The 12,069-nt window shown below is 59.6% G+C and carries 11 protein-coding genes; 8 read left to right on the forward strand and 3 right to left on the reverse strand.

Features of this window, described 5'->3' with window-relative positions:
• The first annotated feature begins 66 nt into the window (after positions 1–66).
• From ppsA to CGA21_RS23575, 8 genes are all read left to right on the forward strand, one after another.
• On the forward strand, positions 67–2,442 hold the full coding sequence (gene ppsA, locus CGA21_RS23540; RefSeq protein WP_033039437.1) for a phosphoenolpyruvate synthase: 2,376 nt from the start codon (positions 67–69) through the stop codon (positions 2,440–2,442).
• Positions 2,443–2,644: 202 nt separating this feature from the next.
• Entirely contained in the window at positions 2,645–3,634 is a 990-nt protein-coding gene (locus tag CGA21_RS23545) for an alpha/beta fold hydrolase (protein WP_188265154.1), read from the forward strand.
• Between the two features lie 137 nt (positions 3,635–3,771).
• Positions 3,772–4,263 (forward strand): ribonuclease E activity regulator RraA, encoded by a 492-nt coding sequence (gene rraA / locus CGA21_RS23550; protein WP_110749526.1) that lies wholly within the window; start codon positions 3,772–3,774, stop codon positions 4,261–4,263.
• A 34-nt stretch (positions 4,264–4,297) separates the two neighbouring features.
• Positions 4,298–5,293 carry a zinc transporter ZntB gene (locus CGA21_RS23555; protein ID WP_110749524.1) on the forward strand — a complete coding sequence of 332 codons (996 nt, stop codon included), beginning with the start codon at positions 4,298–4,300 and terminating at the stop codon, positions 5,291–5,293.
• 63 nt (positions 5,294–5,356) lie between these two features.
• Positions 5,357–5,605, forward strand: coding sequence for a hypothetical protein (locus tag CGA21_RS23560; protein WP_020801096.1), 249 nt, complete (start codon positions 5,357–5,359; stop codon positions 5,603–5,605).
• A gap of 2 nt (positions 5,606–5,607) precedes the next feature.
• Positions 5,608–6,432, forward strand: coding sequence for a mechanosensitive ion channel family protein (locus tag CGA21_RS23565; RefSeq protein ID WP_008048604.1), 825 nt, complete (start codon positions 5,608–5,610; stop codon positions 6,430–6,432).
• Positions 6,433–6,522: 90 nt separating this feature from the next.
• On the forward strand, positions 6,523–7,113 hold the full coding sequence (gene sigX / locus CGA21_RS23570; protein ID WP_075949123.1) for an RNA polymerase sigma factor SigX: 591 nt from the start codon (positions 6,523–6,525) through the stop codon (positions 7,111–7,113).
• A gap of 107 nt (positions 7,114–7,220) precedes the next feature.
• Positions 7,221–8,252 (forward strand): OmpA family protein, encoded by a 1,032-nt coding sequence (locus CGA21_RS23575; protein ID WP_188265155.1) that lies wholly within the window; start codon positions 7,221–7,223, stop codon positions 8,250–8,252.
• Between the two features lie 104 nt (positions 8,253–8,356).
• Here CGA21_RS23575 and cobA read toward each other — a convergent pair whose 3' ends face one another.
• Genes cobA through CGA21_RS23590 form a run of 3 tightly spaced genes read right to left on the reverse strand, consistent with a single transcriptional unit; the run spans position 8,357 to position 12,064 of the window.
• Positions 8,357–9,124, reverse strand: a complete 768-nt coding sequence (gene cobA, locus CGA21_RS23580; RefSeq protein WP_110749520.1) for a uroporphyrinogen-III C-methyltransferase — start codon at positions 9,122–9,124, stop codon at positions 8,357–8,359.
• A gap of 50 nt (positions 9,125–9,174) precedes the next feature.
• Positions 9,175–10,845, reverse strand: a complete 1,671-nt coding sequence (locus CGA21_RS23585; RefSeq protein WP_188265156.1) for a bifunctional protein-serine/threonine kinase/phosphatase — start codon at positions 10,843–10,845, stop codon at positions 9,175–9,177.
• A 7-nt stretch (positions 10,846–10,852) separates the two neighbouring features.
• Entirely contained in the window at positions 10,853–12,064 is a 1,212-nt protein-coding gene (locus CGA21_RS23590) for a nitrate/nitrite transporter (protein ID WP_110749516.1), read from the reverse strand.
• Between the last annotated feature and the right edge of the window lie 5 nt (positions 12,065–12,069).

Genomic DNA, 12,069 nt, shown 5'->3' on the forward strand with positions numbered 1-12,069 from the left:
CTGGCAAATGCTCCCCCGAGCAGCCGGCTTCTGAGCTTTTCCAACACAGTTAGTGGAGAGATCACCTTGGTAGAGTACGTAGTTTCCCTCGATAAGCTCGGCAAACACGATGTTGAGCATGTGGGGGGCAAGAACGCATCCCTGGGCGAGATGATCAGCAATCTTGCGGGTGCCGGTGTATCGGTACCCGGTGGCTTCGCCACGACCGCTCAGGCATATCGTGATTTCCTGGAACTGAGCGGCCTGAACCAGCAGATTCATGACGCCCTGGATGCCCTGGACGTCGACGACGTGAACGCCCTGGCCAAGACCGGCGCCCAGATCCGCCAATGGATCATGGAAGCCGAGTTCCCGGAAAAACTGAATACCGAAATCCGCACCGCGTTTGCCGCGCTGTCCGCCGGCAACCCTGACGTGGCCGTGGCCGTGCGCTCTTCCGCTACCGCCGAAGACTTGCCCGATGCGTCCTTCGCCGGTCAGCAGGAAACCTTCCTGAACATCCGCGGTGTCGAAAACGTCATTCGTGCCGCCAAGGAAGTATTCGCCTCCCTTTTCAACGATCGCGCGATCTCCTATCGCGTGCACCAGGGCTTCGACCACAAGTTGGTAGCCCTGTCGGCCGGCGTACAGCGCATGGTCCGCTCCGAAACCGGCACCGCCGGCGTGATGTTCACCCTCGATACCGAATCGGGCTTCCGTGACGTGGTGTTCATCACCGGCGCCTACGGCCTGGGTGAAACCGTCGTACAAGGCGCGGTGAACCCGGATGAGTTCTACGTCCACAAAGGCACCCTGGCCGCCGGTCGCCCGGCGATCCTGCGCCGCAACCTGGGCAGCAAGGCCATCAAGATGATCTACGGCGACGAGGCCAAGGCCGGTCGTTCGGTCAAGACCGTGGATGTCGACAAGGCTGAACGTGCGCGTTTCTGCCTGACCGATGCTGAAGTCAGCGAGCTGGCCAAGCAGGCGATGATCATCGAGAAGCACTACCAGTGCCCGATGGACATCGAATGGGCCAAGGACGGTGACGACGGCAAGCTGTACATCGTGCAGGCCCGCCCGGAAACCGTGAAGAGCCGTACCCAGGCCAACGTCATGGAACGTTACCTGTTGAAGGAAACCGGCACCGTGCTGGTCGAAGGTCGTGCCATTGGCCAGCGAATTGGCGCCGGCAAGGTTCGCATCATCAAGGACGTGTCCGAGATGGACAAGGTCCAGCCAGGCGACGTACTGGTATCGGACATGACCGACCCGGACTGGGAACCGGTCATGAAGCGCGCCAGCGCCATCGTCACCAACCGTGGCGGTCGTACCTGCCACGCGGCCATCATTGCCCGCGAGCTGGGTATCCCGGCCGTGGTCGGTTGCGGCAACGCCACCCAGCTGTTGAAAGACGGCCAGGGCGTGACCGTTTCCTGCGCTGAAGGCGACACCGGCTTCATCTTCGAAGGCGAACTGGGCTTCGACATCAAGAAGAACTCCGTGGACGCCATGCCGGATCTGCCGTTCAAGATCATGATGAACGTCGGCAACCCGGACCGCGCCTTCGACTTCGCGCAGCTGCCGAACGCCGGCGTGGGCCTGGCCCGCCTGGAGTTCATCATCAACCGCATGATCGGCGTGCACCCTAAAGCGCTGCTGAACTACGACGGCCTGCCGCAGGACATCAAGGAAAGCGTCGACAAGCGCATTGCCGGCTACGACGACCCGGTCGGCTTCTACGTCGAGAAACTGGTCGAAGGCATCAGCACCCTGGCGGCCGCGTTCTGGCCGAAAAAGGTCATCGTGCGTCTGTCGGACTTCAAGTCCAACGAATACGCCAACCTGATCGGCGGCAAGCTCTACGAGCCGGAAGAAGAGAACCCGATGCTGGGCTTCCGCGGCGCCTCGCGTTACATCAGCGAATCGTTCCGTGACTGCTTCGAACTCGAATGCCGCGCCCTCAAGCGCGTGCGCAACGAGATGGGCCTGACCAACGTCGAAATCATGGTGCCGTTCGTCCGTACCCTGGGCGAAGCGAGCCAGGTGGTGGATCTGCTGGCCGAAAACGGCCTGGCCCGTGGCGACAACGGTCTGCGCGTCATCATGATGTGCGAGCTGCCGTCCAACGCGATCCTGGCAGAAGAGTTCCTCGAATTCTTCGACGGTTTCTCCATCGGCTCCAACGACCTGACCCAGCTCACCCTGGGCCTGGACCGTGACTCCGGGATCATCGCGCACCTGTTCGACGAGCGAAATCCTGCGGTCAAGAAGTTGCTGGCCAACGCCATTGCCGCCTGTAACAAGGCTGGCAAGTACATCGGCATTTGCGGCCAGGGCCCTTCGGACCACCCTGACCTGGCCAAGTGGCTGATGGAGCAGGGCATCGAAAGCGTTTCGCTGAACCCGGATTCCGTGCTGGAAACCTGGTTCTTCCTGGCGGAAGGTCAAGCGCAGGCTTGATAGTGTGTGAACGGCTCGCTCACGTGCCTTGGTAGGAGCGAGCATGCTCGCGATGGACGTCAACGATAACGCGTTTGTCATGGATGAATGTGGTGTCTTGACGTTTCTCGCGAGCATGCTCGCTCCTGCACGGGGCGCGGAGCCTTTGAGATTCAAGTAGGGCGGGCTCCTCTGGAAGCCGCCCTTTTTTGTGCAAGAGATTATGCAAAGCAGCAGCAACCTGTTTCCTGTCGCCCTGATCAGCGCCGAGCGGCGCGGTGATCTGAGCGAAGATGTCTACCGCTTGAAACCCGGTAACAGCCCGGACGGCACCGTAGAACTGGCGGTGACGCGCCTCGGCATGGCCGATGAACCGGCATCCCGTGGCGTGCCGGTGATCCTGTTGCACGGCAGTTTTTCCAATCGGCGTTTCTGGTTCTCCCACAAGGGGTTGGGCCTGGGTGCCTATCTGGCGCGTTTGGGGTTCGATGTCTGGATTGCGGAAATGCGCGGTCACGGTCTCTCCCGGCGCAACCAGAGCTATCGCAAGAACCGAGTTGCCGACTATGCACGATACGACCTGCCAGCCATCGGCGCCTTCGTACGTGAGCAAAGCGGCCAGGTTCCACACTGGATCGGCCATTCGCTGGGCGGCATCACCCTGGCGGCCGCGCTGGGTGGCCAATACATTGGCGAACCCGTGGTGGCGTCCGCGGCGCTTTTTGGCACGCAAGTCAGTCGCACTTACTGGCCGCTGAAGATCCCACCGGTGGAATGGAGCGGTCGTTTCATCCTCAAGCGCTTTGCCCAGCTGTCCGGTTCACGGCTCAAGCGTGGCCCAGAGGACGAGCCGATTGGCCTGGCCCTGGAAAGCATGCGCTGGTACGGTCTGTTCGGGCGCTTTGGCGATGCCGACAAAGACTGGTGGGCGGGCCTGGCCGAGGTCAGGATACCGGTGCTGGCGGTGAGCGCCGCGGGCGATCATCAGGACCCGGCCTGGGCTTGTCGCAAGCTGTTCGATCAGTTGGGTGGCGAGCACAAGCAATTCATTAACCTGGGGCGCGAGCAGGGTTTTGCCGATAATTTCGGTCATGTCGAAATGTTGGTCAGCAAGGCCGCCCAGGCTGAAGTCTGGCCGTTAGTCGCTCGCTGGCTGTCAGATCAGCAGACGCCATTGCTCGGTAATCAAGCGGATTTGGCCGCGGCAATCTAAGCTGGACGCTCTATCAAGGGCATTTCGCTCTGGTCGGGTTGCGGCTAAGATATGACGCATTGAGCTGTTCCGGTCATTTTCCGTGACTGAATCAGTAGTGATGTTCGTGCTTTCTTCCTCTTTACAGGAGTTTCTCGATGAACCATTACCTCACCCCTGACCTGTGCGACGCCTACCCGGAACTGGTGCAGGTGCTGGAACCGATGTTCAGCAATTTCGGTGGCCGGGATTCCTTCGGCGGCGAGATCGTGACCATCAAGTGCTTCGAAGACAACTCGCTGGTAAAGGAGCAAGCCGAGCTCAAGGGTAATGGCAAAGTGTTGGTGGTCGATGGTGGCGGCTCCCTGCGTCGTGCGTTGCTGGGCGATATGATCGCCGAGAAAGCCGCGAAGAATGGCTGGGAAGGGATGGTGATCTACGGTTGCATCCGTGACGTCGACGTCATCGCGCAAACCGACCTGGGGGTCCAGGCGTTGGCCAGCCACCCGATGAAAACCGACAAGCGTGGTATCGGCGACCTGAATGTTGCCGTGACCTTCGCCGGCGTGACCTTTCATCCCGGCCATTACCTCTATGCGGACAACAACGGCGTGATCATCTCGCCGAGCCCGCTTGCGATGCCTGAGTAAGTGCTGGCCGATTTTTTTGAAGAATGGAATGCGGATGTTCGAGGAAGAAAACGCGCAGTGGGGGCTGGTACATGCCCTGGTGCTGGATGGTAAAGGTGGTGCGCGTTCGATAGCCCGGACAGAACTCGACGAATTGCAGCTGCAGGCTCATGAAAGCCTGTGGCTGCACTGGGATCGCAGTCACCCGCAAACCCAGACCTGGCTGCGCAAGTCCAGCGGCCTGAGTGAGTTCAGCTGCGATCTCTTGCTGGAAGAAAACACCCGTCCGCGTCTCCTGCAGCTTTCGGACAGCGAACTGCTGCTATTTTTGCGTGGCGTAAACCTTAATCCGGGCGCCGAGCCTGAAGACATGGTGTCGGTACGCATTTTCGGTTCAGCCCAGCGAGTCATCTCCCTGCGTCTGCGTCCGCTGCGTGCCACTGAAGAATTGCTGGTGCAACTGGAAGCAGGCAAGGGGCCGAAAACTGCCTCCGAGCTCATTCTCTACATGGCTCAGTACCTCACCAACAAGGTGCAGGATCTGGTCAGTTGCCTCTCGGAAGTGGTCGATGAGGAAGAAGAAAAGCTGGATTCCGACGAGCGGTATACTCCTGAGCACGGTGCTGTTTTGCAGATCCGGCGCCGGGCTGCTGCGTTGAAGCGATTCCTCGCTCCGCAGCGGGACATTTTTGGTCAACTGACGCGCATCAAATTGCCCTGGTTCGTCGAGGACGATGGCGATTACTGGAACGAATTGAACAACAGCCTGACCCGCTATCTGGAGGAGCTGGAATTAACCCGAGAGCGCGTGGGGCTGGTCCTGGAGACTGAAGACCGGCGATTGAGCGTGCGCATGAACCGCACCATGTATCGCTTTGGCATCATCACCGGGATTTTTTTGCCGATGAGTTTTCTGACCGGTCTTTTGGGAATCAACGTCGGGGGCATTCCATTTTCACAAAGCCCCTATGGCTTCCTCGTCGCCTGCCTGCTGATGATCTCGGTGGCGCTCGGGCAGTGGTGGTTATTCCGACGTTTGCGCTGGGTTTGAACGTGCGCCATGTGACCCGGGCAAATTTGACCGCGTCTTTCACAGACATCACGAGAGGTGCGTATGCACGATCCGTTTGAACAGTCTTTGCGCGACATGCTCAAGGCATCACCGTCCACCCGGGACGACGATGCATGCCTGGGGCGTGTCCTGAAAACCGCCAATCGCCAGGTTGGCGCAGGTGATTTGTTCAGCCTGCTGGGCCGCTGGTTGCCCGCCCTGATGATCGCCCTCAATAATGGCTCGGCCCATGTCGCGCCGGTCTCCCGTCTTCGTAAACCTACCGCTCGCACTGCTGATAAGGCTGATTGAATATGGAACTTGATCTCTGGACACAGAGCCTCGTCACTGCAATGACTGCGTTATGGACCAAGGTTGCGAACTTCATTCCGAACCTGTTCGGCGCACTGGTCGTGCTCCTGCTCGGTTTTGTCGTGGCCAAGCTGTTGGACACCTTGCTGTCCAAACTGCTCGCCAAACTGGGCCTGGATCGCCTGATGGGCGGTACCGGCCTGACGAAACTGTTGTCCCGTGCCGGCCTTCAAGTACCTATCTCAACGCTGATCGGTAAGATCGTCTATTGGTTCGTTCTGCTGATTTTTTTGGTTTCCGCCGCAGAATCACTTGGACTTGAACGAGTTTCAGCTACGCTGGATATGCTTGCGCTATATTTGCCGAAGGTATTCGGTGCGGCGCTGGTGCTGTTGGTGGGTGTCTTGCTGGCGCAATTGGCCAATGGGCTGGTGCGCGGAGCGGCAGAAGGCGTAGGCCTGGACTACGCTTCGGGACTTGGGAGAATTGCCCAGGGCCTGGTGATCATCATCAGTATCTCGGTCGCGATCAGTCAGTTGGAGGTCAAGACTGACCTGCTTAACCACGTGATCGTGATCGTTTTGATTACCGTTGGTCTGGCGGTTGCGCTGGCCATGGGGTTGGGAAGCCGGGAAATTGCGGGTCAGATTCTTGCGGGAATCTATGTGCGTGAGTTGTACCAGGTTGGGCAACAAGTGCGTGTTGGAGAGGTCGAAGGGCAGATCGAAGAGATCGGCACGGTTAAAACTACATTGCTGACGGATGAGGGTGAGCTAGTCTCTCTTTCCAATCGGATCCTCCTCGAGCAGCATGTGAGTAGCCGCTAACCCGGCAAACCCTGCTAATGTATGCCGCCGCGAAATGCCGCCTGATGCTGGCTGCGGCGGACATTGACCTGACTGTCGGCACGACTTGTTTTGAATAAAGCCCAATCGTTATCCATGCGCTACGACCCCCGCGAGCTCTCTGATGAGGAGTTGGTCGCGCGCTCGCATACCGAGCTGTTTCACGTGACGCGCGCATATGAAGAACTGATGCGGCGTTACCAACGAACATTATTTAACGTCTGTGCAAGGTATCTCGGGAACGATCGCGACGCTGACGATGTCTGTCAGGAGGTCATGTTGAAGGTGCTGTACGGCCTGAAGAACTTCGAGGGCAAATCGAAGTTCAAGACATGGCTATATAGCATCACGTACAACGAGTGCATTACGCAGTATCGGAAGGAAAGGCGAAAGCGTCGCTTGATGGACGCCTTGAGTCTTGACCCCCTCGAGGAAGCGTCCGAAGAAAAGGCGCCGAAACCCGAGGAGAAGGGTGGACTTGATCGCTGGTTAGTGTATGTGAACCCGATTGACCGAGAAATTCTGGTGCTACGATTTGTCGCAGAGCTGGAGTTTCAGGAGATCGCAGACATCATGCACATGGGCTTGAGCGCTACAAAAATGCGGTACAAACGCGCTCTAGATAAATTGCGTGAGAAATTTGCGGGCATTGCTGAAACTTAGTTCGGCGCAAATATCTCTTACGTGTAGGCAAGTTCTGATAGACTTGCCGCCGAGTTGTCCCCCGGTTTGCGGGACTGCTTCACAATCACCAGATGGGGATTTAACGGATGAAACTGAAAAACACCTTGGGCTTGGCCATTGGTTCTCTTATTGCCGCCACTTCGTTCGGCGCTCTGGCACAGGGCCAAGGCGCAGTTGAAATCGAAGGCTTCGCAAAGAAGGAACAGTTCGACAGCGCTCGTAACTTCAAGAACAACGGCAACCTGTTCGGCGGTTCCGTAGGTTACTTCCTGACCGACGACGTTGAACTGCGTTTGGGCTACGACGAAGTGCATAACGTACGTGCCGACGACGGCAAGAACGTGAAGGGCGCCAACACCGCTCTGGACGCTCTGTACCACTTCAACAACCCAGGCGACATGGTTCGTCCATACGTATCGGCTGGCTTCTCCGACCAGAGCATCGACCAGAACGGTTCGAATGGTCGTAACCGCTCCACCTTCGCCAACGTTGGCGGCGGTGCCAAGCTGTACTTCACCGAAAACTTCTACGCCCGTGCTGGCGTTGAAGCTCAGTACAACATCGACCAGGGCGACACCGAGTGGGCTCCTAGCGTCGGTATCGGTGTGAACTTCGGTGGCGGCTCCAAGCCAGCTGCTGCTCCAGCTCCAGCACCAGAAGTCTGCTCCGACAGCGACAACGATGGCGTTTGCGACAACGTTGACAAGTGCCCGGACACCCCAGCCAACGTAACTGTTGACGCTGATGGCTGCCCAGCAGTTGCTGAAGTTGTTCGTGTAGAGCTGGACGTGAAATTCGACTTCGACAAGTCGGTAGTCAAGCCTAACAGCTACGGCGACATCAAGAACCTGGCTGACTTCATGAAGCAATACCCATCCACCAGCACCACTGTTGAAGGTCACACTGACTCCGTCGGTCCTGACGCTTACAACCAGAAACTGTCTGAGCGTCGTGCAAACGCCGTTAAGCAAGTTCTGACCAACCAGTACGGTGTTGAGTCGTCCCGCGTTCAGTCTGTTGGCTACGGCGAATCCCGCCCAGTTGCTGACAACGCTACTGAAGCTGGCCGTGCTGTAAACCGTCGCGTAGAAGCGCAGGTTGAAGCTCAAGCTAAGTAATTAGCCCACAGCTCTGAGAAAAGCCCGGCTCTTGCCGGGCTTTTCTTTGTCTGCGATTTGAGATTTGTGTGGTGACTTGAAAAGATCGCAGCCTACGGCAGCTCCTACATTGGTACTGCGCAAATCCCTGTAGGAGCTGCCGCAGGCTGCGATCTTTTGATCTTCTCGCCAACCGCCACTGCACCGATGACCAATATCGCCGGGCTTTTCAGCTCAAAGGCGTAGGCATCTTCCTCCATGGCTGTCAGATCACTCCTGCATTCACGCTGATGGGGCAGTGAGGCATTCTCGATCATCGCCACCGGCGTGTCCGCCGCCATTCCTCCTGCCAACAGCTGCTCACGGATCTCGCTAAGCTTGGCCACGCCCATGTAGATCACCAGGGTCGTACCGCCTTTGGCCAGTGCCTGCCAATTCAGGCTGCTGCCGTCCTGGGTATGGGCGGTGACCAGTGTCACGCCGCGCGCCACACCGCGCAGGGTCAGCGGAATATCGCATTGCGTGGCGCCCGCGAGCCCGGCAGTGATGCCGTTGACCAATTCGACCTCAACCCCGCGCTCGCGCAACCACTGGGCCTCTTCGCCTCCGCGCCCGAAAATGCACGGGTCACCGCCTTTGAGCCGCACCACGCATTTGCCCTGCCGGGCGTAACGCAACATCAGGCGATGGATGAACGCTTGTGGCGTGGAGCGGCAACCACCGCGTTTGCCCACCGCAATGACCCGCGCCCCGGGGCAGTGTTCGAGTATTGCGCCGTTGACCAGGTCATCGATCAGCACCACGTCCGCTTCTTTCAATGCGCGCACCGCCTTGAGGGTCAACAACTCAGGATCACCGGGACCCGCACCCACCAGCCAGACTTTTGCGTTCATAGGTTCTTCCTCACGAAATGACGATGATGGGTTTTAAGGGCAATGCAAGTTCAGCCATGGAACACCAGGAACAGCAACGCCAGGTTCGCCAGCAGCGACATCAGGGCCAATGTCCGCCACACCTTCAGCGGTTCGCGCTCCAGTAAAGGCCTGGGGCGTACGCTTAAACTGCGTCGCTCCCCCTGTTCCAGCAGGCGCAACCATTCTTCGGCGGTTTCAAAGCGCTCAGCCGGGTCTGCGGCAACCGCACGTTCCAGGCATTGCGCCAGCCATTCGGGCAGGTCAGGGCGGTAGCGGCTGGCACTGACCGGTACGCCGAACCGTGGGCGCTGGAAGGCTTCGATTTCACCGTAGGGAAAATGCCCGGTGAGCAGAAAGTACAAGGTCACCCCCACCGCATACAGGTCCTGCTGCGGCGTCGGTGACTCTCCGCGGAAGGCTTCCGGGGCTATATAGCTGGGGGTTCCGGGCAGGGTACTGAGCTGATCTTCAGACAGGCCGGGGCAGTAGGCGAGGCCGAAGTCCAACAGGCGCAACTCGCCGTCGTCCCCTGACAGCAGGTTCTGCGGCTTGATATCGCGATGCAGGATCTGCCGTCGATGGAGCATGCCGACCGCTCGCAGCAGGCGTTCAGCCACGTCCTGCCACTGGGCCAGGGGCATGGGTCCGATCTGTTCATGCACTTGAGCAAGGGTCGAGCCCGAATATTCGCGCATCACGTAGTACAGATGCTGACGCTGGCTGGCCGCATGCACTTCAGGAAAGTGTCGCCCGGCTACGCGCTTGAGGAACCATTCTTCGGACAGCAACGCTTGCCCGGCCTGATGATCGTCATGCAGGCGAGGGGGCAGGGTTTTCAGCAGCCAGGGCTGCTGCTGGCTGTCGCGTACCCGATAGAGCAGCGACTGCTGGCTCTGGCTGAGAATCCCTTCAATCTGCCAGCCCTCGAAAACCTGCCCCGGTTTCAGTGCCGGGGGCAGTGGCCATTGCTGCAGATGGATCAATGCATCGCCGATATTGGCTTCACCCAGGGCATCGACACGCACCAGCAGTGCGCTGGCGTTATCCTGGCTGCCCGCCAGGTGTGCGGCGTTGACCAGGGTTTGCGCGGCGCTGTCCAGGTCCGGTTGGTCACGCAGGATCGCCGCAATGGCGGTGTCGCCCAGGGCCGCCCAGACACCGTCGCTGAGCAGCACAAAGCTTTCGTCGATACGCAGTTCGCCATCGAGAAAGTCCAGCACCAGGTGTTGATCCAGGCCCAGAGCACGCTTGAGTACATGCTGCATGCCCGGTTGGTCCCAGACGTGATCTTCGCTGACCCGCTGCAACTGCTCGGCGTGCCAGCGATACACCCGGCAATCGCCGACATGGGCCAAGGTAAAACGCCGGCCGCGCAGGACCAGGGCGCTGACGGTGGTCAGCAGCGGCTGGCCTGCGCCGTTGGCTTGCAGCCAGCGGTTTTGCGCCAGCAGCAAGCGATCCAGTGCCTGGGCAACACCCCAGGTTTCCGGCGTGGCGTAGTAGTCCAAAGCCAGGGCCTGCAACGTCGAGCGAGCCGCCAGGCCGCCGTCGGCGCACTGGCTGACGCCATCGGCGATGGCGAACAGGTAGCCCTTGCTGGCGGCCAGCGCCGGGGCCGGCGTGACCAGGCGCAAGGCATCCTGGTTCTCATCGCGCGGGCCGATGGCGCTGGCTTGCGCGAAACTCAAGTGCAGGCTCATGGCAGCGTCAGACCCGTGCAGCTGTCACGGCGGCCGAACCCCAAGTGGTCCTCCAGCGGCGTTTTACGCCGTGCAGTCCGAACCAGGCGAGCACCCCCAGGCTGGCAAACAACCACAATGCCATCTGGTAGCTGCCGGTGCTCTGCTTGATTGCACCCATGCCCGCCGCCAGGGCAAATCCACCGATGCCGCCGGCCATGCCGATCAGGCCGGTCATGACGCCGATTTCGCGACGGAAACGCTGTGGCACCAACTGGAACACCGCACCGTTGCCTGCACCCAAACCGAGCATGGTGCACACGAACAGGGCCAGAGCAGCATAGGAACTGGGCAAGTTGAAGCCGACAGCAGCGATACAGATGGCCGCCACGGTGTACATCGCGAGCAGGGTGCGGATACCGCCGAAACGATCAGCCAGGGCGCCTCCCAGTGGACGCATCAGGCTACCGCCGAACACACAGGCTGCCGTGTAGTAACCCGCGGTCACGGGGCTCAGGCCATACTGATCGTTGAAATAACCGGGCAGGGCGCTGGCCAGGCCGATGAAGCCACCGAAGGTCACGCTGTAGAAAAACATGAACCACCAGCTGTCGCGGTCGCCCAGGGCCTTGAAGTAGTCGGCCATCGACTTGGCTTTCGGCCGCTCAGGCGCGTTCTTGGCCAGCCAGGCGAAGACGATCAGTGTCAGGATCAACGGGATCAGTGCGAAACCGAACACATTGCTCCAGCCAAAGGCAGCCGCCAGAACCGGTGCAATCAGCGCCGCGAGCACAGTGCCGGAGTTTCCGGCCCCGGCGATGCCCATGGCTTTGCCCTGGTGCTGTGGCGGATACCATTGCGATGCCAGGGGCAGGGCGACAGCGAAGGAGGCGCCGGCCATGCCGAGGAACAACCCCAGCAGCAAGGCTTGCTCGTAGGTATGGATGCCGAGTTTCCAGGCGCCGAACAATGCACAGATGACGATCACCTGGCCGATCAGGCCGGCGGTCTTGGGTGACAGGCGATCAGCCAGCATCCCCATCACGAAGCGCAGTACCGCCCCGGCCAGAATCGGCGTGGCCACCACCAGCCCGCGTTGCTGGGTGGTCAGGTGCAGGTCGCCAGCGATCTGTACGGCCAGCGGGCCGAGCAGGTACCACACCATGAAACTCAGGTCGAAATAGAGGAAGGCTGCGAACAGTGTCGGGGTATGGCCGGATTTCCAGAAGCTTGAATTCATCGCGC

Origin of the sequence: Pseudomonas sp. PSB11 (genome assembly GCF_014596605.1) — a bacterium.
GTDB lineage: Bacteria > Pseudomonadota > Gammaproteobacteria > Pseudomonadales > Pseudomonadaceae > Aquipseudomonas > Aquipseudomonas umsongensis.

Bases quoted from the DNA above. Each gene is read 5' to 3' on its own strand.
- CGA21_RS23545 (WP_188265154.1), top strand. From the start codon at position 2,645: ATGCAAAGCAGCAGCAACCTGTTTCCTGTCGCCCTGATCAGCGCCGAG.
- rraA (WP_110749526.1), top strand. From the start codon at position 3,772: ATGAACCATTACCTCACCCCTGACCTGTGCGACGCCTACCCGGAACTG.
- CGA21_RS23555 (WP_110749524.1), top strand. From the start codon at position 4,298: ATGTTCGAGGAAGAAAACGCGCAGTGGGGGCTGGTACATGCCCTGGTG.
- CGA21_RS23560 (WP_020801096.1), top strand. From the start codon at position 5,357: ATGCACGATCCGTTTGAACAGTCTTTGCGCGACATGCTCAAGGCATCA.
- CGA21_RS23565 (WP_008048604.1), top strand. From the start codon at position 5,608: ATGGAACTTGATCTCTGGACACAGAGCCTCGTCACTGCAATGACTGCG.
- CGA21_RS23575 (WP_188265155.1), top strand. From the start codon at position 7,221: ATGAAACTGAAAAACACCTTGGGCTTGGCCATTGGTTCTCTTATTGCC.
- cobA (WP_110749520.1), bottom strand. From the start codon at position 9,124: ATGAACGCAAAAGTCTGGCTGGTGGGTGCGGGTCCCGGTGATCCTGAG.
- CGA21_RS23585 (WP_188265156.1), bottom strand. From the start codon at position 10,845: ATGAGCCTGCACTTGAGTTTCGCGCAAGCCAGCGCCATCGGCCCGCGC.
- CGA21_RS23590 (WP_110749516.1), bottom strand. From the start codon at position 12,064: ATGAATTCAAGCTTCTGGAAATCCGGCCATACCCCGACACTGTTCGCA.